The organism is Bradyrhizobium semiaridum, from assembly GCF_020329505.1.
Taxonomy (GTDB): domain Bacteria; phylum Pseudomonadota; class Alphaproteobacteria; order Rhizobiales; family Xanthobacteraceae; genus Bradyrhizobium; species Bradyrhizobium semiaridum.
Window position 1 is genome coordinate 78,963 of the sequence record NZ_JAGKJJ010000006.1, and the last position, 23,537, is coordinate 102,499.

The 23,537-nt window shown below is 61.8% G+C and carries 22 protein-coding genes and 3 pseudogenes; 6 read left to right on the top strand and 19 right to left on the bottom strand.

Annotated elements, in window-relative coordinates; translation table 11 throughout:
• Positions 1-3 precede the first annotated feature (3 nt).
• Both J6500_RS09185 and J6500_RS09190 read left to right on the top strand, forming a co-directional pair.
• Positions 4-501 (top strand): Hsp20/alpha crystallin family protein, encoded by a 498-nt coding sequence (locus J6500_RS09185; protein WP_225712376.1) that lies wholly within the window; start codon positions 4-6, stop codon positions 499-501.
• 79 nt (positions 502-580) lie between these two features.
• The gene (locus J6500_RS09190; RefSeq protein ID WP_225712377.1) at positions 581-775 is read left to right on the top strand and encodes a hypothetical protein; all 195 of its coding nucleotides are present in this window, start codon (positions 581-583) and stop codon (positions 773-775) included.
• A 37-nt stretch (positions 776-812) separates the two neighbouring features.
• On the opposite strand, the gene J6500_RS09195 is transcribed toward J6500_RS09190, so the two are convergent.
• The 10 genes and pseudogenes from J6500_RS09195 to J6500_RS09240 form a co-directional block, all read right to left on the bottom strand.
• Positions 813-1,217 (bottom strand): response regulator, encoded by a 405-nt coding sequence (locus tag J6500_RS09195; protein ID WP_225712378.1) that lies wholly within the window; start codon positions 1,215-1,217, stop codon positions 813-815.
• A gap of 39 nt (positions 1,218-1,256) precedes the next feature.
• Positions 1,257-1,583: a hypothetical protein gene (locus tag J6500_RS09200; protein WP_225712379.1), complete on the bottom strand. Its 327-nt coding sequence runs from the start codon at positions 1,581-1,583 to the stop codon at positions 1,257-1,259.
• 155 nt (positions 1,584-1,738) lie between these two features.
• Positions 1,739-2,827 (bottom strand): annotated as a pseudogene (locus J6500_RS09205) (trypsin-like peptidase domain-containing protein).
• Between the two features lie 133 nt (positions 2,828-2,960).
• On the bottom strand, positions 2,961-3,296 hold the full coding sequence (locus J6500_RS09210; RefSeq protein WP_225712380.1) for a hypothetical protein: 336 nt from the start codon (positions 3,294-3,296) through the stop codon (positions 2,961-2,963).
• Positions 3,297-3,470: 174 nt separating this feature from the next.
• The gene (locus J6500_RS09215; protein WP_225712381.1) at positions 3,471-3,929 is read right to left on the bottom strand and encodes an Hsp20 family protein; all 459 of its coding nucleotides are present in this window, start codon (positions 3,927-3,929) and stop codon (positions 3,471-3,473) included.
• A gap of 528 nt (positions 3,930-4,457) precedes the next feature.
• Positions 4,458-4,790 carry a hypothetical protein gene (locus J6500_RS09220; protein ID WP_225712382.1) on the bottom strand — a complete coding sequence of 111 codons (333 nt, stop codon included), beginning with the start codon at positions 4,788-4,790 and terminating at the stop codon, positions 4,458-4,460.
• 197 nt (positions 4,791-4,987) lie between these two features.
• Entirely contained in the window at positions 4,988-6,610 is a 1,623-nt protein-coding gene (gene groL / locus J6500_RS09225; RefSeq protein ID WP_225712383.1) for a chaperonin GroEL, read from the bottom strand.
• A 35-nt stretch (positions 6,611-6,645) separates the two neighbouring features.
• Positions 6,646-6,960 (bottom strand): co-chaperone GroES, encoded by a 315-nt coding sequence (groES, locus tag J6500_RS09230; protein WP_225712384.1) that lies wholly within the window; start codon positions 6,958-6,960, stop codon positions 6,646-6,648.
• Between the two features lie 567 nt (positions 6,961-7,527).
• A pseudogene (gene rpoH / locus J6500_RS09235) lies at positions 7,528-8,420 on the bottom strand (RNA polymerase sigma factor RpoH).
• Between the two features lie 314 nt (positions 8,421-8,734).
• Entirely contained in the window at positions 8,735-9,589 is an 855-nt protein-coding gene (locus tag J6500_RS09240) for an NAD(P)H-dependent oxidoreductase (RefSeq protein ID WP_225712385.1), read from the bottom strand.
• Between the two features lie 90 nt (positions 9,590-9,679).
• Between J6500_RS09240 and J6500_RS09245 the strand changes: the two genes are divergently transcribed.
• Entirely contained in the window at positions 9,680-10,618 is a 939-nt protein-coding gene (locus J6500_RS09245; RefSeq protein WP_225712386.1) for a LysR family transcriptional regulator, read from the top strand.
• Positions 10,619-10,816: 198 nt separating this feature from the next.
• Here J6500_RS09245 and ftsH read toward each other — a convergent pair whose 3' ends face one another.
• Positions 10,817-12,658, bottom strand: coding sequence for an ATP-dependent zinc metalloprotease FtsH (gene ftsH / locus J6500_RS09250; protein WP_225712387.1), 1,842 nt, complete (start codon positions 12,656-12,658; stop codon positions 10,817-10,819).
• Between the two features lie 978 nt (positions 12,659-13,636).
• Positions 13,637-13,804 (bottom strand): hypothetical protein, encoded by a 168-nt coding sequence (locus tag J6500_RS09255; RefSeq protein ID WP_225712388.1) that lies wholly within the window; start codon positions 13,802-13,804, stop codon positions 13,637-13,639.
• Position 13,805: 1 nt separating this feature from the next.
• Here J6500_RS09255 and J6500_RS32190 point away from each other — a divergent pair, with 1 nt between their 5' ends.
• The 3 genes and pseudogenes from J6500_RS32190 to J6500_RS32195 form a co-directional block, all read left to right on the top strand.
• Complete coding sequence (locus tag J6500_RS32190; RefSeq protein WP_376707781.1) at positions 13,806-14,006, top strand: hypothetical protein; 201 nt, start codon at positions 13,806-13,808, stop codon at positions 14,004-14,006.
• On the top strand, positions 14,003-14,230 hold the full coding sequence (locus J6500_RS09260) for a creatininase family protein (RefSeq protein ID WP_376707782.1): 228 nt from the start codon (positions 14,003-14,005) through the stop codon (positions 14,228-14,230). The genes J6500_RS32190 and J6500_RS09260 overlap by 4 nt, the downstream gene beginning before the upstream one ends.
• A 207-nt stretch (positions 14,231-14,437) precedes the next feature.
• Positions 14,438-14,709: pseudogene (locus J6500_RS32195) on the top strand (S-(hydroxymethyl)glutathione synthase); the annotation flags it as partial.
• A gap of 1,086 nt (positions 14,710-15,795) precedes the next feature.
• On the opposite strand, the gene J6500_RS09265 reads toward J6500_RS32195, so the two are convergent.
• From J6500_RS09265 to J6500_RS09295, 7 genes are all read right to left on the bottom strand, one after another.
• On the bottom strand, positions 15,796-16,992 hold the full coding sequence (locus J6500_RS09265) for an NADH:flavin oxidoreductase/NADH oxidase (RefSeq protein WP_225712389.1): 1,197 nt from the start codon (positions 16,990-16,992) through the stop codon (positions 15,796-15,798).
• A 66-nt stretch (positions 16,993-17,058) separates the two neighbouring features.
• Positions 17,059-18,069, bottom strand: coding sequence for a LacI family DNA-binding transcriptional regulator (locus J6500_RS09270; RefSeq protein WP_225712390.1), 1,011 nt, complete (start codon positions 18,067-18,069; stop codon positions 17,059-17,061).
• Between the two features lie 218 nt (positions 18,070-18,287).
• On the bottom strand, positions 18,288-19,193 hold the full coding sequence (locus J6500_RS09275) for an MBL fold metallo-hydrolase (protein ID WP_225712391.1): 906 nt from the start codon (positions 19,191-19,193) through the stop codon (positions 18,288-18,290).
• A complete protein-coding gene (locus J6500_RS09280) occupies positions 19,172-19,966 on the bottom strand; it encodes an aspartate/glutamate racemase family protein (protein WP_225712392.1) in 795 nt (264 codons plus the stop codon). The genes J6500_RS09275 and J6500_RS09280 overlap by 22 nt, the downstream gene beginning before the upstream one ends.
• 26 nt (positions 19,967-19,992) lie before the next feature.
• Positions 19,993-21,366, bottom strand: a complete 1,374-nt coding sequence (locus J6500_RS09285; RefSeq protein ID WP_225712393.1) for an MmgE/PrpD family protein — start codon at positions 21,364-21,366, stop codon at positions 19,993-19,995.
• A gap of 10 nt (positions 21,367-21,376) precedes the next feature.
• Positions 21,377-22,579 carry an acyl-CoA dehydrogenase family protein gene (locus J6500_RS09290; protein ID WP_225712394.1) on the bottom strand — a complete coding sequence of 401 codons (1,203 nt, stop codon included), beginning with the start codon at positions 22,577-22,579 and terminating at the stop codon, positions 21,377-21,379.
• A gap of 11 nt (positions 22,580-22,590) precedes the next feature.
• Positions 22,591-23,526, bottom strand: a complete 936-nt coding sequence (locus J6500_RS09295) for a hydroxymethylglutaryl-CoA lyase (RefSeq protein ID WP_225712395.1) — start codon at positions 23,524-23,526, stop codon at positions 22,591-22,593.
• Between the last annotated feature and the right edge of the window lie 11 nt (positions 23,527-23,537).

Genomic DNA, 23,537 nt, shown 5'->3' on the forward strand with positions numbered 1-23,537 from the left:
ACTATGGCTATCACCGATCTGATCCCGTGGGGCCGTGGTCGTGATCTGACCACCCGTCGCTCCGAAAGCTACAATCCGGTCCTGACCCTACATCGGGAAATGAACCGGCTATTCGATGATGTCTTCCGCGGCTTTGATGTCGCGCCATTTGGCGCCAGCTTTTTGGAGCAGTCGATGAATTGGCCGAGCATTGAGGTCAATGAGACCGACAAGGACGTCAAGGTCACCGCGGAGTTGCCGGGCCTCGAGGAGAAAGACGTCCAGGTCGAACTCGCCAACGGCGTCCTCTCGATCAAGGGAGAGAAGAAGACCGAGACGGAAGACAAGGATCGCAAGTTCAGCGAACGCTACTATGGCCGATTTGAACGGCGCATCCAGATCGAAGATGTGGATCAGGACAAGATCTCTGCCGCGTTCAAGAACGGCGTGCTGACGGTCACGATGCCCAAGCTGCCGCAAGCCGAAGCGAAGGTGAAGCGGATTGCGATCAACTCGAAATGAGTGCAGATCGGCGGGAGCGGGTCTCCGCTCCCGCTTTTGTTTTTGAAAGAGCAAACAGTCTCGGGAATATGTGCTCGCCATGGACGCAAAGCAAAAATCCAGTTTTGCAGGCGCTTCGGATGTTGTCGCCCATGCGGAGATCGCGGTCCAGCATATCAGGGAACTGAAAATGGCTTGCGCGAACGGCGACAAGGGCGCGGCCCGCAGGTCATTGCGGCAAGCGATCAGCGAGCTAGAGCTGGCGCGCGCCATGGTGCGCACCGGTATTGACTGAATCCACACGGATCTAAGCTGCGTTTGCGTACTCCGAGTCAGGCAGACTGTTGGCTGGCTTTGGTGCGTAGCACCGATTCCAGCGTTGCCGAGAGCTCTCGCGAGGAAAACGGCTTGCTGAGGAGCATAGAAACGTTCATATGTCTGCCGGTCTCTTCGATGAGATCTGGGTAGCCGCTGCAGTAGACGATCGGCAGGCCGGGCAGCTGCCGTTGGGGCTCAAGCCCGACGTCGAGTCCAGAAACGCCGGCCATCGCGAGATCGATAATCGCCAAATCGATGGTTTGACGGGAAAGGGTCGCCAGCGCGGCATCAAGATTGTCAGCTGCGATCGCCTGGTATCCGAGATCGTCAAGCATGCTCCGTGTCATTTCGAGCACGCTGGCATCATCGTCCACAACAAGAATGTGCTCCCTTGTTCCCGCATCAACGAACTGGATCAATTGCGTGTAGCGGTCTCGACCGCGGCACGAGTACCCTGCTCAAGTGCACGCGGTGCGATGCGTATCCGCCATCGAGAATGCCGTCGAAGCCGGCGATGCCGGTAGTGCTTGGTGGGCCAGAGCAAAGGGACCCGCCGAGTTGAGGTCGCTCCTCCTGGCCCGCTCAGCCGCTGCCCGGCTCGCCGCAACGGCCATCCAATCTCGCAGCAATCCTCTGTCTTCCTTGGAAAACGACGCCCGCCGCTTAAGGTCGTCAAGAGTCTCGCCGGGATGGCATCGCTCGAAATCCTGGCGGATCAGCGATTCGAGATACGCCGTCTCCGCTTCAGCCGGGCCGCCTAGTTCGGAACACGCATGGATCGCCATGGAAGCCGCTCTCTTCCGCAGTTGCCTCCAACTCGGCCCTGACATCCAGCCAATACTCAAAACAACGACGACGCGCAGGCCGACATTGTGACACCCAACTTGGTCCTGTCATGCAGAGCCACTCTAAGCAGCAACGAGCCTCACCGCCTTGGGACCTAATGCGGACGAGTGACGTTGCTCGCCTCCACCGCTGGAGCAACTCTGACGACGACTGAGCTCGCGCGTTCGCCGCGCGCAAGCGTGATCTTCACGTCCTGGCCGACACACGCGAGACCGATCTTGTTACGAAGTTGCGATGCCGTGCGAATCGGACGATCGTCCGCCATGATCACGATATCACCCTTCCTCAAACCTGCCTTGTCAGCCGGAGACTCCGGCGCGACCTCGGCGATCAGTGCCCCCTCGTTGCGTCCTGGATTGGCCGACCGTCGAAGGTCCCGCAGTGAGACGCCGTCCGGCCACGCTCGACGTGTCCCCTGTCGACGATCTGCTCCATGACCAGCCGTGATATTCGCTGGAACGGCAAAGCCGATCCCGACATTTCCTCCGCCCGGCGAAATGATCGCCGAGTTGATGCCGACCAACTCGCCGCGAAGATTGACCAGCGCCCCGCCGGAATTTCCCGGGTTGATCGCAGCATCGGTCTGGATGAAGTCCTCAAAGCCCTTCTTGCTCAGGCCGGTGCGGCCCAACGCACTCACCAGGCCTGACGTGACCGTCTGGCCGAGCCCGAAGCGATTGCCTATCGCAAGCACGAAATCTCCCATCTCAAGCGCATCGCTGTCGCCGAAAGGAAGTCGCTCGAGGCCGGCAGGGTTCTGGATTTGCAGCACGGCGACATCGGTGGGTGGGTCGCGTCCGACCACTTTCGCAGACGGCTCGCGGCCATCCTTGGTCGTGATCTGAACGACGGAGGCGCCTTCGACCACATGATTGTTGGTCAGAACATAGCCGCGGCGGGCATCGACGATGACTCCCGAACCGGTCGAATTGACCTCCTTCTCGACTTGCCTGGGGATGTCGAAAAACTCACGAAAGAACGGATCGCGGTAGAGCGGATTGTCCTCACGAACACGGCCATGCACGGAGATATTCACGACCGCCGGTGTCACCTGTCGAACCACTGGCGCCAATGCCGGCACAGAACCGCCCGTCTTCGGATCCGGCACCTGAGCTATGGCCGGCTGAGCCGCGAAGAGGGCCACCATCAGAAGCCACGCCAATATCGTGCGCTGACCAAGCATCTCCATCACTCTTGCATGGTTGTGGGATCATCAAGCCGAGGCAGAAGCGTCCGCTGCCATGCTGCGATCGGAATTGCCCAGATCGCTGCGGCGTGGCCAAGCAGAACGATGTTCAGAACGGCTTCCGTGACCATCAGGGCGACCTTCGCTGTACGGCGGCGGCCCAAGGCCGCCGCAACCACATGGGAACGCCACCGCCACGCGGCGGATCGTCATCACCACCTCCGTCGAGCTGGCGCAAGGCTGCAAGTATGTCGCTCAGCCGTACCGAATTGCCGGTGCCGGGGATCTCCCGCAAGTCGGGGCAGGATTCCACCGCGTACATGTCCGATGCCCATGAAGACAGAATGATTCGCTTCTCGGGAGTCGAGAGCTCCTTGTCGTTCAGGACTTCCGCCGGCGAACTGTAGTGAGCGGCAGGGTGGAAGAATGGATGCGTAACACCGCCATCAGGGTTGACCTTGCTCATGGTCTGCCTCCCTCTTTACTCCTTTCCAAAGGGATGGTGCTTGCGTTAAGGGGCGGCGGCGTGATCCGCGTCGCCACCCGGCATGTGGATTGGTGAGCATTGGTGCTTGTGACAAGACATCCGGCGGTGTGACGCATGTTGGCGCGCCACATTCAGCCGCCACGCATCAACTTCCTAAGCTGCCTTCTTCTGCTCGATCTGCGATGAAGCGGCCGCGCCGCTTCCGATCCGGATCCTGCGCGGTTTCATCGCTTCTGGAAGCTCTCGAACGAGGTCCACGATCAAGAGACCATCGTGGAACGATGCCTGCTTCACCTGAACGTAGTCGGCAAGACTGAAGACTCTCCGGAACGGCCGCGCCGAAATACCTTGGTACAGATACTCGCGACCGGCACTATCGGCCTTCTTGCCTTCGATCGTGAGAGCATTCTGCTCGGCCGTCACAGAGATGTCGTTGGCACCGAAGCCTGCCAAGGCGAGCGTGATTCGATAGTGATCCTCGCCGGACCGCTCGATGTTGTACGGCGGGTAGTTGTCCTCGGTCGGCTGGCGCGACATGCCGTCGACGAGGTGGGCCAGATGATCGAAGCCGACGGTGGTGCGCCAAAGTGGCGTGAAATCAAGTGTCCTCATAGCCAAGTCCTCCAAAAGAGCAATATGGATACGAAGCAAGGCAAGGATGGAGTTTTCGGTTACGGTCGAATACCCCGTCCAGCGCCTCGTGCCGGGCCCGGTCTGGCGCTCGACACACCGCGGTCGCGGTTGAGAAACGAACTAGAACCGACGCTCGTGAGTTCAAGAGGCCGTGCACATTTTTTCTGCGCAGAAGCCCGCCTGACGGCTCATTGACTACGCGGCGAGGCGCTCCGTGAGAGCGCCCTGGCGTAGATCATTGATCATTCCCTGCTCCCGCTCAATTCGCGCTTGATAGAGCTGGCGCTCTTGCTCACTGTTCGCAGTTCGGAGAAGGCGCTCGTAGTGACCAATCACCTTCTGGCAGCCTAGGATGAGGAAGTCGCGGACGCCGATCGTTGTGCTCGAGGCAACGCCGGAGCTCCCGCGCAGAAAATACTTCGCTGAACTGGTTCGCGACATGATTGCCGCTCGCTGTTCTACCTTGCATAAGCTGGCGCGCGGCCTTCGCGGGCCGCTCGCTGACGTTCAGCTGGTTGCCGCCAGTCCGGCGGGATGAGGCGTCGACGGGGGCCAAATACCGGTCGGCGCGGAGATCGGCGGCAGCAAAATGTCGATCTTCATCGTTGCCGCCGCAGGCTGCCACTTCAGCCACGGCATCGTATCGAGATACGGGATCGGCGGCAGTGGCAGTCCAGTGAACGCCGTCTGTGTGGCGTCGGCTCCCTGCGGGTGCTCCAGGCCGTAAGCACCGAAGGCCGTCAGTGACATTGCGCCGCCCAATACAAGGGCGAGCAGGTGTCGCCTTAGATTCCGGTTGGTCTCCGTCCGGGCGGAGAACGTATGGTGATAGCTCAGCATCTATACTCCTCCCATCGTTCGAAAGCAGATCCAGGCAATGGTGACAAAGCTCAGGTAGAACATGAACCAGTGGATCGCGTCCTGCCTCATCCTGAGCCGACGACGATTAGGCTTGTTCATGGGAGACTCCGTCTTTGGAAGCGGTCTTCCCTCCTCTCATCAGTCGAGCCCGGCCGTGATCGGCCGCGCTCTCTTGTTCAGAAGTCCATGGCGGGAGCTGCCGGAGCTGGTTCAGCCTTCTTCGGCTTCTCGGCCACGAGCGCCTCGGTGGTGATCAGCAGTGAAGCCACCGACGCGGCGTCCTGTAACGCGGTGCGCACGACCTTGGCGGGATCGATCACACCGGCTTTCACCAGGTCCTCGTACTCGCCGGTCGCCGCGTTGAAGCCCCAGTTGTAACTCTGGTGCTCCAGAAGCTTGCCGACAACCAGCGAGCCGTCTTCGCCGGCGTTCTGCACGATCTGCCGAGCCGGCATCTGGATGGCGCGGCGAACGATGTCGATGCCGGCCTTCTGGTCGGCGTTCGCGGTCTTGATGCCGTCGAGCGCTTTGAGGGAACGCAGAAGCGCAACCCCGCCTCCGGGGAGTATCCCCTCCTCCACCGCCGCGCGAGTAGCATGCATCGCATCGTCGACACGGTCCTTGCGCTCCTTGACTTCGACCTCCGTTGCACCACCCACGCGGATCACGGCGACGCCTCCGGCGAGCTTGGCGAGGCGCTCTTGCAGCTTTTCGCGATCATAGTCGGAGGTCGTTTCCTCGATCTGGAGCCTGATTTGCTGAGCGCGCGCCTCGATATCCTTCTTGGCGCCCGCGCCGCCAACAATGGTGGTGTTGTCCTTGTCAATGACCACCTTCTTGGCTCGCCCGAGCATCTTCACTGTGACCTTTTCCAGCTTGATGCCGAGGTCCTCGCTGATGACATTGCCGCCGGTCAGGATCGCGATGTCCTCCAGCATGGCCTTGCGACGGTCACCGAAGCCCGGCGCCTTGACGGCCGCGACCTTCAGTCCGCCGCGCAGTCTGTTGACGACCAATGTCGCAAGCGCTTCACCTTCGATGTCCTCCGCGATGATCAAGAGCGGCTTACCGGACTGAACGACCTGCTCCAACAGCGGCAGCATGGTCTGCAAGCCGGACAGCTTCTTCTCATGAATCAGAACGTAGGGATCCTCGAGTTCGACGCGCATCTTCTCGGTGTTCGTGACGAAGTATGGCGAGACGTAGCCGCGGTCGAACTGCATGCCCTCGACCACTTCGAGTTCGGTATGCAGGCTCTTGGCCTCCTCGACGGTAATCACGCCCTCATTGCCCACCTTGTTCATGGCGTCGGCCAGGAAGCGGCCGATCTCGGTGTCACCATTGGCCGAGATCGTACCCACCTGGGCGATTTCGTCATTGGAGGTGATTTTCCTGGCGTGCGATTTGAGGTCGGAAACGACGGCGTCGACAGCCAGGTCAATGCCGCGCTTCAGATCCATTGGGTTCATGCCGGCGGCGACGGATTTGCTGCCCTCCTTGAAGATGGCCTGAGCGAGCACGGTCGCGGTCGTGGTGCCGTCGCCCGCTAGATCATTGGTCTTTGATGCGACCTCGCGCACCATCTGCGCGCCCATGTTCTCGAACTTGTCCTCCAGTTCGATCTCTTTGGCGACGGTCACGCCATCTTTGGTGATGCGCGGGGCGCCGAACGATTTCTCGATCACGACGTTGCGCCCCTTCGGACCAAGTGTGACCTTGACCGCGTTTGCCAGTGTGTCGACGCCCCGCAGCATGCGCTCTCGGGCCTCGGTTGCGAACTTTACGTCCTTGGCAGCCATTTTGATCGCTCCTTTCCTCTATGACTGTCAGCGCCCTATGCCGCCTTCTTGAGAGTGCCCGCCTCGTCAATGACACCCAGAAGGTCGCTTTCCTTCATGATCAGGAATTCCTCGCCGTCGATCTTGACCTCTGTACCAGACCACTTGCCGAACAGGACGCGGTCACCGGGCTTGACGTCGAGTTGAACGAGCTGGCCCTGTTCGTTGCGTGCGCCGGGGCCAGTGGCGACGATCTCGCCCTGCTGCGGCTTCTCCTTTGCGGTGTCTGGAATGATGATGCCGCCGGCGGTTTTCTCTTCGGCGTCGAGACGTCGCACGAGCACGCGATCGTGCAAGGGACGGAAATGCATGCACATCCTCCTTGGGTAGGTTCAGCGATGTCCAAAACCGGGTCCATAACGGCCCCCGGGCGAAAATCCACCTAGGAGCGAGGGTTCTACTTTCAAGAGGAAGCAAGAAAAAGATTTTGCGGAGAACGCCGGCTCGCCGATATCGACCACGCCTGACAGCCGGAGGGTATTCCCCAACTTCCAGAATCGCTCGCCGCACGTTGAAATTTGAGATCATCAAAACGAGATGCTTGTCGGCTGCAGAACAACCCTGCGCGGCAAATTGGAGCATCGCCGAAAGGAGGTTAACCAGAGATGCGGACGTTAATGGTACTTGCTGCTCTACTCGCGATGGTGGTTTCGCCGCAGGCGAAAGAAGCGGATTCGTCGCGAGCAGCGCGAAGCGCCGACGCCACCGTCAAGCAGTTCGCCAGTGATCAAAGTGGCCGGCCCGCGGGCAGGCCCGCAAGAATGAGAGCCGATGGCCGCAAGGATCGTGATTTATCGGCGGAAACCATCGTGCCTGATATATGCACCGGCTGCTGATCGATCGATCAGCAGCCGGCCAGCGATGTCTTTGCTCTGGTTCTAGTATGCGCTCGCTGACGCAGCATCAAGCTCCGCAAGGCGCGCGCAGAGCATCGACTTGATGCGCTTCAACGCACGCTGCTCAATCTGGCGGATACGCTCACGAGAGATCCCGAAGGTATTGGCAAGATCGTCAAGTGTTCTTTGCTCATCTGCCATGTAACGGGCTTCGACAATGGTGCGTTCTCGCGGAGAAAGCGCGCTCAGCGCCTCCGAGAGCGCGGCCTTCTTCCGCTCACGGTCTCCCGCCTCGACGAGCAAGGTTTCAGGATCCGGAGATGAATCGGCGAGCCTGTCCTGCCATTGCTCGCCTTCTTCGTCACCGAGCTGAACATTCAGCGTCATGTCGCCACGGATCCGCCCGTTCATCTCAACGACGTCAGCTTCCTTGACCTGAAGGTGGTCAGAGATGCGCTTCACCTGCTCCGGCGAAAGCTCGCCATCGTCCGGCGCACCAAGGCGTCTCTTCAACTTTCGAAGGTTAAAGAACAGCTTTTTTTGCGCCGCAGTTGTGCCGAGCTTAACGAGTGACCACGATCTCAGGACGAATTCCTGCACGGAGGCCTTGATCCACCAAGCGGCATAGGTCGCCAGGCGAAATCCCTTCTCAGGGTCGAACCGCTTGACCGCCAGCATCAACCCGACGTTGGCTTCCGAGATGAGGTCCGCGATCGGCAATCCGTAGCGCCGGTATTTCAGGGCGATCTTGGCAGCCAGTCGTAGATGGCTCGTCACCAGTCGGTAGGCGGCTTCGCGATCACCAGAATCCCGAAGCGTCTCGCATACATCACTTCGTCGGATGCATCGAGCAGCGGGAAGCTACGGATCTCTTGCAGATACCGAGACAACCCGGCTTCGGAATGGATGGCAGGCAGGGCTGACTTGATTGACATGGCTTGCCCTCCCTTCAGAAGCCGGAACCGTTCTTGAGTTCGAAGGGGCTGCCAAAGGGGAGACGCAACCGCGAGACCCCACCGAACGGAGTGTGACCGGTTGACGGCAAGGTGAAGAGACAGGTGGCTTTCATATCCAAATCCTCCATGGAGCAAAATGGTACGAGCCGCATTGCCTGACTTTGGTTGGGCCCTGAGGGCGCCCAACGGCAGCCAGGCCAGCGGCGCCAAAAGAACTGCGAAGCAAATAGGTTGTTCCCGATTTCGACTAGCCCGCTAATCGGAAAAATCGCCTCATTTCGCGAGATCATTGACTATCTGCCACCGCAGGCATGACGAGGAGACGAGCCCAACGAGTGGAGCTTACCCTCGCGCCCGGCGTCACCTGCCTGATCGAGGTGAAGGGCAAATCCGTTCGCCCCTGGCCTTTCGAGACCGGCGCGGAGCTGCATGCTCGGGATCAGGTAGTCGCCGCCATTTTGACGTCGGAACGGAATAGGCTCAGCGGTTGCCAGACCGCGCATCCTTTGGCGCAAGCCTTCAGCCACAGGCTCGAAGCCAGCATCGCCCAGCCGGTCCACGCGATAGACCACGAATGGCGGAAGGACTTCATAGCCGGGATAGTAAAGAATGCCGTGATTGATGGGGAACAGCAGATCGTCGATCGGCCCGTTGACGCCCCGATCCGAATAATGCTCCTCCCATCCGCCGGCGGTCACAACCAGCATCGCGCGCTTGCCCTTCAAAGTTCCGTCGCCATAGCGATCGCCCCACCGCTTGTCGCTGTGTTCGCCGACGCCATACGCGAATCCGTAGGCGAACACCCGGTCGACCCAGCCCTTGAGGATCGCCGGCATCGAAAACCACCACAGTGGAAACTGCAGGATCAGCACATCCGCCCACAGCAGCTTTTCGATCTCGGCTTTCACGTCGCTCGTCAATGTGCCCGCCTCGAAAGCCTGCTTAGAGGCCGCGGCCGGCTTGAGCCGTTCACTTTGACCGAGCGACGGAAAGTCCCCTCTGCCGACCTCCGATTTCCAACCCTGGGCATAGAGATCCGACACCTGCACGTCGTGGCCGAGCCGCTTGAGCTCGCTGACAGCGACGTCGAGAAGCGCGCCGTTCAGCGAGCGCGGCTCCGGATGGGCGAAGACAATCAATACTTTCATGACAGCAGCTCCTGATGAGTGACGTTGATCAGGTGGCGTGCGAAGCCGTGATCCGGTAGATATCAGCAATAGATAGGATTATGCCGAAAAATGGATAAATCAGAAGTCACGCTTGAGCGGATGCGCAGCTTCGTCCGGGTCGCCGAACGAGGCAACCTGTCTGCGGTCGCGCGCGAACTGGGAGTCGGCCAGTCTACGGTGACGCGCCATTTGCGGGAGCTGGAGGACGCCGTCGGCGTGCCGCTGCTCAGCAGAACCACGCGCCGGGTGACAATGACCGAAGAGGGGGCGAGCTACTATCGCCACTGTGTCCAGATCCTCCGCCAGATTGATCTGGCCGGCGAGGAAGCGCGCAGCACACGTGGCGCGGCAGCGGGTACGGTACGCATCTCGTGCACCGCGGCCTTCGGCGTGCTGCACGTTAGCCGTTTCGTGTTCGCGTTTCAGGATCGCTACCCTGACATCGTGGTTGATCTCAGCTTCACCGATGAACGGATCGACCTGGTGCGCGAAGGGGTCGATATCGCCATCCGGCTCGGGCCACCCGGGGATAGCTCGATGAAGCTGAAGGCCCTGGGCCAATCCCGGCGTGTGCTCGTTGCCGCACCTCGCTATCTCGCCGCCCGCGGCAAGCCGGCACGCCCGCACGAGCTGGTTGGGCATGAAGGTATCAGGATGTCCAACATTGCAGGGAACGATCTGCTCGTCCTCCATGGTCGACGCGGTGGCCGCCAGGCGGTGCCGTTCGGTGGCCATTTGCGCGTCGATCATGGACTCGCCGCGCGAGAAGCGCTGGCCGCGGGACGCGGGATCGCGCCTGCGCACCTCTGGCTTGTGGAGGACCTCATTGCCGCCAACAAGCTCGAAGTGGTGCTGCCTGACTTCTCGCCGCCTCCGGTCCCGCTGAACATGCTGCTCGTGCCCGAGCGGTCGGGCATCTCCCGAGTGCGGCTGCTGGCCGATCATCTCGCGGAGCAGATCGCACGCACGCCGGGCATTGAAAAGCCGCCGGTCAGTGGCAGGACGTGAATGCCCCTCGATCTCGTCGAGACGTGTCCGGCCGCAGCCGAAGTAGTATTCCTTTTTCGCTTGGTTCTCGGCTGGCCCTGCCTGGGAGAAGGCCTTGAGACTGACCGAGCCAGTTCTAATTCCAAAAGTGCGCGCTCGATGCGCTGTTCCGGGCGCCCTCGTTGAACGCGTGGTGGCCTCTCCGATCTGCACGATCCTTTAAATCGCCCGCAGGCCCTCCTTGGGCATCTCGCGGATCAACGCATCCATGTCGGCCTGCTCCAATGTTTCTTTTTCCAGGAGCTTCTGGGCCGCGCGGTCGAGGATCGAACGGCGCGTCGTCAGTATGCCTTCGGTCCGCTCAAGAATGCGCTCGACAATGTCCTTGACCTCGCGATCGACAGCGGCGGCGGTTTCCTCCGCATAATCACGCTCACGGACCGGATAGGGCCGGTCCGTATTCGCCAGGAAATTGCCGGGGTCGCGCTCATAGGCGACGCTGCCGAGCTTTTCCGACATACCGTAGCGCGTCACCATGCTGCGGGCGATGTCTGTGACACGGCGCAGGTCATCCGCCGCCCCCGTTGAGAGGTGACCGAAGACAATCGATTCGGCCGCTCGACCGCCCAGCAGGACCGCCATCTTGTTCTCGAGCTCCTCCTTGGTCATCAGGAAGCGATCTTCGATAGGGCGTTGAATGGTGTATCCGAGTGCGCCAACCCCCCGGGGGATAATCGAGACCTTGTGCACCGGGTCGACACCGGGCAACGACAGCGCGACCAGCGCGTGGCCCATTTCGTGATACGCGACGATTTCCCGCTCCTTGGGATTGAGCAGTCGGTTGCGTTTTTCCAGGCCGGCGACCATGCGCTCGACGGCATTGTTGAAGTCGCTCATGCTCACGGAATTGCCTCCGCGTCTTGTCGCCAGAAGTGCCGCCTCGTTGACTAAGTTGGCGAGATCGGCGCCGGTAAACCCTGGCGTCAGTGCAGCGACGGCGTCCGCCGCCACGTCGGGCGCAACGCGCACCTTCTTCATGTGGACCTTGAGAATCTCGATACGGCCTTTCTTGTCCGGGCGATCCACCAGCACTTGGCGATCGAAGCGGCCGGCCCGCAGCAGAGCGGGATCAAGGATTTCCGGCCGGTTGGTCGCGGCCAGGATGACAAGGCCTGAACGGGAATCGAAGCCGTCGAGCTCGACCAGGAGCTGGTTCAGCGTCTGTTCCTTTTCGTCGTGTCCGCTAGCAAAGGGGCCGATGCCGCGGGCCCGGCCGAGCGCATCGAGCTCGTCGATGAAGATAATCGCAGGCGCCTTCTCGTGCGCCTGCTGAAACAAATCCCGCACGCGTGCGGCACCGACGCCGACGAACATTTCGACAAACTCCGACCCCGAGATTGAAAAGAACGGCACCTTAGCTTCGCCAGCCACCGCTTTCGCCAGGAGCGTCTTGCCGGTGCCGGGCGGCCCGACCAGCAGCACGCCCTTCGGCATCCGGCCGCCTAGCCGGCCATAGTCGGTGGGGTCCTTCAGGAAATCGACAATCTCGCGAAGTTCGTCCTTGGCTTCGTCGACCCCGGCCACATCAGCAAAAGTGATGCCGGTGTTGGATTCGACGTAGATCTTGGCCTTGCTCTTGCCGATTTGCATCAGCCCGCCGCCAAGACCGCCGCCTTGTGCTATGCGCTGGCCGATGTACCACCAGATGCCGAAGAACAGCAGAACAGGCACGATCCATGAGAGCAGGTCGCGAAGGAACGTGCTCTCGATTTGCCCGGTGAAACGCACGTGGTATCTTTCAAGCTCCTGCGCGACGTCCTGGTCAACGCGCGTGGTCACGAATTGCTTCTGACCCCCGGGCAGCGGCTCCTTCAGGGTCCCCTGCACGGAACGATCGGAGATGCCGACGCTGTCAACCTTCCCATCGCGGAGCAGTTGCTGGTACTCGCTGTAGGGGATAACGGCGATCCTGTTCGCCGTTACGATCGCGTATTCGATGAAGAACAGCGCGCAGATGGCGAAAATCGCATAGGCGACGTTGAATCGGCTCTTTTTGGTCATGCATAAAGCTCGAGTTGTCTCCGGAACAACCGGAGAGGACGAGCTTGGTTTCAGCAACGAGCGCCCGTGTTACTCAGCTGCTCCGCTGCAAGCTGGTTGCATCAGTGGAGACCTTGACCGAAGGCCCGGCGAGAGCCGGGCCTTCTCATCACCAGCCGTACCAGAAGGGGTAAGCCGGCCGATAGTAGCGAACCACCCGATACGGGGGGCCGTAGTAGTAGGGTGGCGGGCCATAGACCGGTCCATAGTAGACTGGGGGTGCCGTGGCAGCCGCCAGTGTTCCGGCGAACAATCCGAGAGCAAGTCCGGGCCCAATTCCCGGACCGCCCCAGCCATGGTGATGCCAGTGGGCGGCTGAAGCCGGGGCAACCGATCCAATGAGGAGCGTTGCCGCCGCGACGACTGCAAGAGCAAGCTTTCTCATGTCCCTATCCTCAAGTTCTTGCGCGCTCTGCGCGCTTGCTTCTTTATCGTGCTCCAATTAGCCGAAGCTCGGTCGGCTATACAATGAACTAGAACGGTTCGGACAAAGTTCAAGTAACTCGTTGACTAAAGGAGGGTCGATCACCGCGGGCGTGGGCGCAAACGATTTCGCACGCCCGACACGGCGGCGACAAGAAAGGGTTCGATGTCGTCAGGCCGCTAATAAATGGCGACGAGGCGCTGACCTCACGAGCGGCGATCTGCAGATACCCTGCTAACCGACATAGCGCTTCCGGGAAAATCGGACGTTGGCAGATCACGGAGCGCTGCCGAACATATGATCCGAGTTTCTCTGTGATTTTGACTGCGCTCTCGCGGATTCCGCCACGCCCCGCTTCGAGCAGTAATCCTTGTGGCACCGCGCAGACCATGCGAGCCGATACAGCCTGTCACAGTGTCGCCGACGCATTGGCGGTACTGGCAGCCCGACGTGCCGCCGATGAGCTGCTGCTGACCATGTCGCGCCTTGCGCTGGTCAATCGGTTAGTCGCTGTCCTACTCTTGCGTCTCAAGTCCCATCATGCCTTCGGTCCGCTCAATAATGCGATCGACAATGTCCTTGACCTCGCGATCGACAGCGGCGGCGGTTTCCTCCGCATACTCACGGACCGGATAGGGCCGGTACTGCGTCAGCCTTGCACGACATGGATTTTCGAGGATCATCTTGTTCTCTGGCCATATCGGCAATTTTCCTTTCCTTAAGGACATGCTTCCGCGTCTACGGGAAGCGGTCTTGGGACGGAGCGAAGTGGACGCTTTCGTGGATCCCGAGGCGTGGCTCAATGGCGCGGGGCGGTGGCGGACGCTGGCGGAGACCCAGAGAAAGTCGGAGGGCACGCAGATATCGCGGAAACCTCTCTTATGATGAAGCTCCGCCCCGAAAGCGTGCGTGTCGACAAGTTTGAGGCGGGCCATGTTGGCTTACTCTCGCAAGAGCAACTTGCCCGTATGTGGGAGGATGGCATTTCCTCCGTTTCGAGGAACGGAATATTGGGCGATCCGCGAGGATCGACAGTCGTCATAGGCGAACGTTGTCTTGATGAAATTGTCAGCCTACTCGTCAGCTCGTTCGATTGCCGCAAGGATTGAAGCCAGACGAGCTGGTGCTTGCAACACTAGAAGGCCACCGCTTCTCGATCAAACGCGGACGCATGGATCAAATGCTAAAATACTAACGATTTAATCGCCGCCCGCGCGATCTTGGCAGCCAGTTGAAGATGGCTCGTCACCAGTCAGTAGGCAACCTCGCGATCACCAAAATCCCGAAGCCGCCTGCACCCGATCAATCTCTCGGTCACCATCCGGCGTCACGCATGCAGCCGCTGCTGGACGCATATGTTCCCTCGGATCGACAACAAGATGCATCCATTCTATGGCTTGGGATTCATTCGTCCCGAACTCTTCTTCGAGGACGGAGCACCGGCGCCGGAATTCGCGGCTTTCTTTTCGTCCATCATTGAGTCTGGCGTTGCGCCGTCCGAAACCGCCGCCATCAGAGCCAGACTGAAGAAGTTGGTTTGGAGCCTTTCGACTACCTCTCATGTCTGCTCATGGATGCTATTGCGACCCCATGTCGCAGCCAGGCGGAGGACGGACTCGACATAGGCATCGAGCTAAGTCTCTTCGTCCGCAAGCGGCCTCATTGCTGGGATGAGGCCGTCGCATTTTGCTGGGTGAGGCGGACGCCAAACGGGTCGCTGATAGTCCGGTAGCGGGCTGGTCTATCAGCCCATCCACAATGGATCGCTCCTGTACGACACAACCCAGAGTTCCTTCGCGCAATAGTCCGGCGCGGGTTTGTGGCGAGTCTTCGGTCAGGTTTTGCCGGCCACCCGGGATTTTTTAGCGCGGTAGGAAATCCCTTCGACGAAGCGGGTTGTGTGTCCAGGGCAATACGGAGGAGGATGCTCATGAGGATAAGTACGTTGGCTGTTGCGGCTGCGATAATCGCAGCGGCCCCCGCGATGCAACAAGTTGCGGCTCAGAACCTGCAAAGCGAGGCTGACAAGGGAGTAAAGACTCGCAACTCGGGCGAATCTGGCTACGTCGGAGACCAGGAGAGGCCGGGCGCGACTGCAACGCCCCCAGGGCGACCGGCTGCAGCCAGTGGTGAAAGCGGCGCCATGAACTCTCCAAGCGCGCAGAATTCAGGAACCGGCATCAGTGGTGCTCCAGGCAACAAGGACGGTCCGGCACCCGGAACCACGGTAGGCTCAAACCCTCAAAATCAGCACGTTCAGCAACAAGACCCGTCAAACATCAAAGGCCTACCCGGCAACAAGAGTGGCCCGCCCGCAAGGCACTGAAAACAGTTCATCGTGAGAGGCGGCTAACGACGTGCCATGCAGGCAACGGCCGCCTCGGCGATTTCCTTTGGATTGCAGACCCGACTGTCGGCTCCGTGCAGGGCCTCTCGGCCATCATCCCGCAAAGTGGGGGATTACGAGAAACTTATCAGTCCCTTAAGAACGACTCTTTCCGGGGATGTCCACGTTCGAGGGCAAGCCAATACGCGGCTGAAACGCGCTTCTGAGACCCGCGACGCGATCATCTGCATGTTACACGTCGCGCGGTTTTGCGGTTCCCCAATGATAGGGGCGATGCTGCGGAAGCCGCTGCATTCACCGGCTGCGTAGCTACGCGCGTGGCGCCATCTAGGAGTGGCGCGTAACGACGCCCGTTGGCGTGGCAAAATCCTGGAGAGTCTTGATCCGCTTCTCGAGCCACCAGCCGAACTCGGGCGACCAATCTTCGAAACGGCTGTTGATGCCGAGATCGTGCGCCCAGTGGTGGGCGATGTTGGGATTGAACTGCGACTGCCGCCCGACGGCAATGAGATCGGCCTGGCCTTTTTGCAGGATGGCCTCGGCCTGCTGGGCCTCGAGAATGATGCCGACGGCCATGGTGGTGATGTCCGCCTCCTTGCGCACGCGCTCTGCGAAAGGAACCTGGAAACCCAGGCTCCGAGGCACCTGGGCCGCCGTCGCCGCGCCGGAGATGCCGCCAGAGGAACAGTCGACGACGTCGACGCCGCGCGCCTTCAACTCGTGCGCAAAGGCGACCGTATCATCCATGTTCCAGCCCTCGACGGTGCCGTCGACAGACGAGACGCGCACGAACAGCGGCATCTTGGCCGGCATTTCGCCGCGCACCGCCTCGACAATCTCGAGCGGCAGCCGCATGCGGCCGGCACGGTCGCCACCATACTCGTCATTGCGCGTGTTGGAGACGGGCGACAGGAACGAGGCAAGCAGATAGCCGTGCGCGGCGTGGATTTCGATGGTGTCGAACCCGACGGCAACCGCCCGCCTTGCAGCGGCTGCCCAGGTGCCGACCATTGCCTTGCACTCGGCAGTCGTCAATTGCCGTGGCGTCAGCCAGCCCTTGGCGACCGGCTCGGCGGTCGGGCCCACCGGCTGCCAGATCTTGGTACCCGCCTTCAGGTCTTCCTCGGTTAGTGGCCCCATGCCCTGCATAGCGGTCTGAATCGAAGCCTTGCGACCGGCGTGACCGATCTGGATGCCGATCGCCGTGCCCTGGCGCTTCATAAACGCGATCAGCGGTTTGAAGCTTTCTGCCTGTGTATCGTTCCAGATGCCGAGGTCATTTTCGTTGTTCAATCCAACTTCTTCAACCGCCGTCACCTCGACAAAGACGAGCCCGAAGCCGCCGAGCGCGTAACGGCCGAGATGCACCAGATGAAACGCTCCGCAGGTATTTCCAGGCTCACTGCGATAATGGACCATCGGCGGCACGACGAGGCGGTTCTTCAGCGAGAGGCCGCGCAGCTTGAGCGGCTGGAACAGCAAGGGCCGTTCGGCCTTCTCGTCGTCGATCATTCCATCGGTCATTACAACTTCTCCCTGCATGGCCATCGGGTTGCCTTACACTGTTTCAGGTCGATGGCTCGTTTCCAGTTACGCTTTGTGTTTTGGAGGCCCCAGCGACGCGCGCGGGATGAACTCGTTGGGCACGAGCACGCGCCGTGGCTCGTGCGGGGCGTCGTTTCGGATACGATCGAGCAGCATGCCGGCCGCGATGCGGCCGACCTCCGCCTGGTCCCAGCCGATGATGGCGACCGCTGGCGAGACGAGCTCGGCGAGTTCGGAATGGCCCGACGCGATCAGCGACACGTCCTCCGGTATCCGCAGGCCTCGCCCGCGCACCGCGCGCAGCACGCCCGACAGCATGTCGATGCCGCCGGAAATGATCGCGGTCGGAGGGCTGCGCTGGCCGAGCAACGCCGAGGTGATACGAAACCCCGCGCCGGGCAGGAAGCTCCCGGCGTGAGCGAGCGAAGGATCAGGCTCGAGATTTCGCGCGGCAAAAGCCTCCTGGTATCCGCGAACGCGTTCCCGCGCCGGATAGAGCCCGGCGTCGCCGGTGATCAGCGCCACGCGCCGGTGACCGAGATCGAGCAAATGGCTGACCGCGACGCGCATCCCTTCGGCGTGATCGGCCATGACGGCATCAGTCCAGTCCGGCTGGTCCCGATCGATCAGCACGATCGGAATATCGAGATCGCGCAGGAAGGCTTCGAACTCACCGGCGATCGGCGTGTATGGCCCCATCATCACGCCGTCGGCCTGCCGCCGCGACAGCCGGCTGAGCAGCTCCCGCTCACGCTCCTTGCGGCCTTCCGAGTTAGAGATGAGCAGCGAGAAACCGACCTCGTCCAGCACGTCGTGCGCGGCTTTGACGAAGCCCGCGAGTTGCGGAATGTTGATCTCACGCAAGATGCAGCCGATGGTGTGGGTCGACCGGATGCGCATGCTCTGCGCCACCGCGTTCGGCGTGTAGCCCAGGTCATCGATCGCGCGCTGGACCTTCCGGCGGATGTCGGGATGAACTGTGGCATTGGCATTGAGCACCCGCGACACCGTGCCGGTCGAAACGCCCGCTGCGCTCGCCACGTCGCGGATCGTCAATTTGCTTCCGCGACCTGCCGTTTGCTGTTCTGCCATCACCATCACCGGGGCTGTGACCTCAATCCCTGCACAATACGCGGAAGCCAATTCAGTCGCAGGTGCTATCCGCCGGCCGAAGGCAAATGATTTGTGCATTTCTCCACCGTGATCCAAACGGCTTGGCCTCCCGTCCTTGTTCCGAGGCGATCAGATGGCGCCGGCCTCGACGACATTGCGGCTCAAACTTCGAACGCCCACTGCTCCGCCACCAGGCTGTATCGGCCTGCCTCGCGCCGCATATGCCCGAACCCCGGGAAATGCAGGTGCATGCCGCCGATCAGCATGTCGTCCGTGACCACCATGTCGAACATCATCTGACGAGCGGCCGCGGCGGCCGCGGGGTCGGTGTCGAATTCCATCGTCACTTCCGGCCGCGCAACCTGGATCTCCGGCACGTGGACCGTGTCACCCCAAACCACCATTGATTCGCCTCCGCGCGATACGACATAGGCGGCGTGGCCGGGGGTATGGCCGTGAATCGGGATGGCCGTGACGCCCGGCAGCACCTCGCCCTTCCGGAAGGTCTTGACGCGATCGGCAGCCATATAGGGTTTCAACTGGGTGCGGCCGGCCTCGAAATAGCGGCGCCGGGGCCGCTCGGCCGCCTTGGCCATCGCCTCGTCGTTGAACCAGTGATTGATCTCGTTCTCATGGACGATGACTTCCGCGTTGGGAAACAGCCGCGTTCCGGTCGTGGCATCGGTCAGCCCGTTGGAATGGTCGGGGTGGACGTGGGTCAGCAGCACCGCGTCGACCGAAGCCGGATCGATGCCAGCGGCAGCGAGATTTGCCGGCAGGCGGCCGCAGGTCGGTCCCATCAGATCCGCAGATCCGCAATCGATCAGATAAGTCCGATTGTCCATGCGCACGGCAAAGGCGTTGACCGAGATGCGCGGCGGCGAGGTGCGGTGCTCACGCGCCAAAATGGCCTTGGTTTCCTGCTCGGGGATATTGCGAAAGATCGTGTATCCCATGTCGACGTAACCGTCGCTGAGGCCGGTGACGAGCGCGTCGCCCAGCCTGCGGTGATAGACGCCCGCGACTTGCGTTAAGGGTAAAGTGCTCATTGCGCATTCTCCCGCCAAAATCTCGTAATGATCGCTGCATCGTCGCGCCTGTGGTGCCAGCTCCGGCCCACGCCAAGTTGTGCCTTCGACCAGAGCCTGATCTGCATCAGCGCGTAGGCCCAGGTGACGGCAAACACGTCCATCACGGGAGCGCCAGCGATGCGGTGGACGCTATGACGAACCAGGAGTTCCGCCAGCACGCCTTCCGCCGGAATGATGACATCAGCGCCACGCGCCACCAGGCGCTCGGCCGCGGCCGTGAAATTTGCGATGACTGGAGCCGGGTCGGCATAAGCACGCGCCAGCTGTGGCTCGTCGAGCGGCGGATCCATTGCGGCGACCTCCAGCACACGGGCGCCAAGCTTGTGCTTGTCGACCGCCACCTTGGTCATCCATTGCACCGCCGGCGCGTTGGAGATCAATGCCACATAGCTGCCGAGCGAGCAGCCGACCAGGAGGCCGCTTTCGGTCAGCGACGAAACGGGGATATCGACAGCGGAACGGATCTCGCGCAAGAACGGTTCGCTGAACGAACCGATGACGAAAGCGTCATAGCCCTGTCGCTCGGCCGTGATCGCATTGTCGATCACCCGACTGAGAATGCGGTGATAGGCAAACGCATTGCCGAGTACCGCAGTGGCCGAAGCGCCAGCGTATGATCCGGACGGAAGCCCGTGAACGACGACCTCGGCGTCATCGCCAAGGATTTCCGCCGCATGGGCCTCGAGCGCGCGCTTGTAGACCTCGAGATGATCGAGCTCGTTGACCGACTGGTGCCAGATGCGCGGCATCGATCGCTTCCCAGGCATTGCCGCGCTCATGCCTCACTCCGGTCGTTGGTCAGGCGCAGCGAACGGATCGAGACGAGGTCCTCGATGTTCCAGAGCTGTTCGAACAGCGCTGCGGCCTGGCCTTTCTTGAACACCCTGGTCGCGCAGTCCATGAACTTGTCCTGCAGTTCGTCGCGCGAAAGCGGACGCTGCCAGCTGCCCTTGGCATGAACCACCGGCTCGTGCTCGAGCACCTCGCCCGACGCCAGCACGACGCTGACGCGGTCGGCCGGCGCGAACGGCTGGTCACCCGGCATGATCTCGTCGGTCGTCGTGCAGCGAACCTTGGCGAAGGTGGTACCGACGTCGGGCCGCGAGACGAATTCGTCGGTGAGCTCGGACAGCCCGACGCGGCCGGCGATCAGCGCGGCGGCCATCGCGAATTCCATGCTGAATTTGGCCTCGAGACCGGTCTGCGGATTGGTATTGCGCAGCATCAGCCGTTGGGTGACGCCGGTGTGGACCCGGATTTCCTTCACGTCGTCGGGTTTGAGCTTGTGCGCGCGCACGAGGCCGAGCATCGCGTCGATCGAGCGATGGGTGGCATAACAGGTCGGATAGCGCTTCACATTGATGCCGAGATCGGCGAGCCGCCAGTTGCGACCGAGGTCGATCGTGCCGCTCTCGATATTCGGTGTGCCCGATGGTGAATGGGCACGCAGGAAGCCGGTTTGATGCTCGAGCACGTCGAGAGAAGCGGTAAAGCCCTGATCAGCGAGACGTGCCGCGAGCACGCCCGATTGCGCGGTGCGGCCGGCATGCAGCGATTTGGTCATGGTCCCGAAATTGGCGACGAGTCCCGATGCGAGTGAGGCGGCGATCGCGATGGCGTGCGCGGTCTTTGTTGGGTCGAGCTTGCGCAGCCGCGCGCAGGCTGCGGCGGTGGCGAGCGCGCCCATCACGGCCGTCGGATGAAATCCGCGCTCATGGAGGTGACCGGGCTCGAGCGCAATGACTTGTGCCCAGACTTCGTAGCCCGAGGCATAGGCCGCGAGCGCGTCGGCGCCGCTGGAATCGAGCGACCAGCCTTCGGCCAGGATGGCCGGTACCAGCACCGTGCTCGGATGCCCGGCCAGCGCCACGTCGTCATAGTCGAGTACATGCGCCGCGACCCCGTTGACGAGCGCGGCATCCGGCGCCGCGAGATTGCGGCCCGACGGAACTTCCGGCGCGCCGTCGTTCTGGGTGGACGCGGCCACCATCGCCGACACGATCCGCACCGGCTGCTCGGCGGCGCCGGCGATCATGACGCCGACGCAATCGATGATGCCGGTCCGCGCTGCTTCGCGGCAGCGGCCGGACAGATCGGACAGCTTGAGGCCTGCGACGAAATTCGCCGTCTGACGCGTGATATCCAGCATGGGTGTCTCCTCAGTAGGAACGCGGAAGGCCGAGCACGTGCTGCGCCACATAGGCCAGCACCATGTTGGTCGAGATCGGGGCGGTCTGGTAAAGGCGGACTTCACGCCATTTGCGCTCGACGTCGTATTCCTGCGCAAAGGCGAAGCCGCCATGGGTCTGGAACGTCGTGTCGGCGGCCTTCCAGGTCGCCTCCGAGGCCAGCAGCTTGGCGATGTTGGCGTCTGTTCCGCAGGGCTGCCCGGCCTGGAAGAGCGCGGCTGCGCGGCGGCACATCATGTCGGCGGCTTCGAGTTCGGCGTAGGCACGCGCCAGTGGAAACTGGATGCCCTGATTCTGGCCGATCGATCGCCCGAAGACGCGCCGCTCATTGGCATAGGCGACACCCTTGCCGAGAAGCCAGCGCCCGTCCCCAACACATTCAGAGGCGACCAGGATCCGCTCGGCGTTCATGCCGTCGAGGATGTAGCGAAAGCCCTTGCCCTCCTCACCGATGAGGTTGGCAGCCGGCACTTTCAGGTTCTCGATGAACACTTCGGTCGTGTTGTGGTTGACCATCGCCTTGATCGGGCGGATTTCGACGCCATTGCCCTTGGCCTCGCGCAAGTCGACGAGGAACACCGAAAGCCCGTCGGTACGGCCCTTCACCTGGTCAAGCGGCGTGGTGCGTGCCAGCAGCAGCATCAGATCGGAGTGCAGCGCCCGCGACGTCCAGACCTTCTGGCCGTTGACGACGTAGACGTCCCCCTGACGCTCGGCGCGGGTCTTGAGCTGGGTGGTATCGGAGCCGGTATTGGGCTCGGTCACGCCAAATGCCTGCAGCCGCAGCCGACCCGCCGCGATCTCCGGCAGGTAGGTCCGCTTCTGGGTTTCGTTGCCGTGACGAAGCAACGTTCCCATGATGTACATCTGGGCATGCGCGGGGCTGGCGCTGCAGCCGTTTGCATTGATCTCTTCCAGGATCACCGCGGCTGCACGCAGCGGCAGACCCGAACCGCCATACTCCTCCGGAATGAGCGCGCCGAGAAATCCCGCTTCCGTCAACGCCGCGACGAATTCGGTCGGATAGGCACTCTGGTCGTCGAGCTTGCGCCAGTATTCGCCCGGAAAGCCCTTGCAGATCTGCCGCACCGTGTTGCGCAGGTCGGAGAAATCCTCGCCCAACGCGACGGTGACCTCCATGTCGGCGGTTTGGGCGGCGTCGTGATAGTTCATGTCATATCCTTTCAGGCGGCGGCGCTGGCCGACACGCGGAACGTTTTGGGCAGGCCGGCGCGGGCGATCGCGCCCGAGAACCGCTCGCCGGGCAGCCAGCTCTCGACCTCCCGTCGCAAGGCAACCAGCCGCTCGACATCGGCGCCGGTATCGAAACCGAGTTGCTCGAGCAGGAAGACGGTATCCTCGGTGTCGATGTTGCCGGTAGCGCCCGGTGCGAACGGACAGCCGCCGAGTCCAGCGAGGGACGCATCGAATGCACGTACGCCCGCATCCAGTGCTGCCGTCACATTGGCAAGGCCGAGGCCGCGCGTGTCATGGAAATGGCAGGCGACCGGCAGCGGACGAACGGCTGCGATCACCGCGCCCATCAGGCGGCGGACCTGGCCCGGATCGCCATAGCCGACCGTATCGGCAACAATAATCTCGTCGGCGCCCATGCCGGCGAGCCGCACAGCGATTTCGACCACCCGTGCTTCCGATACCGCCCCCGAGATGGTGCAGCCGAACGCGGTCGCTATGCCCGCACCAAGTCCTATTCGTGCTCCGGGGCGCTGGTCGCGAGCCGCGGCGATACGCGCGAAGTCCTGCAGCGACTCTTCGGTGCTGCGGCGAACATTGGCCTGATTGTGCGCCTCGCTGGCCGACAGCACGTAGTTGACGATCGGCACTCCGAGCGCGAAGGCTCGCTCGGCTCCCTTCAGATTCGGAACCAGAACCGACGGCCGCAAGCCAGGCATCGCCAGCGCCCCCAGGGCCACCTCCTCCGCATCGGCAAATTGCGGGATCACCTTGGCCGGCACGAATGAAGTCACCTCGATCTCGCGGATTCCGGCTGCCACCGCGCCACGGCACCAGGCCAGCTTGCGCGCGGTCGGCAAGATGGTCTTGACCATCTGTATGCCGTCCCGGGGTCCGACCTCGCGAACATGAGCCTTCTCACGCATTGCGCGTCTCC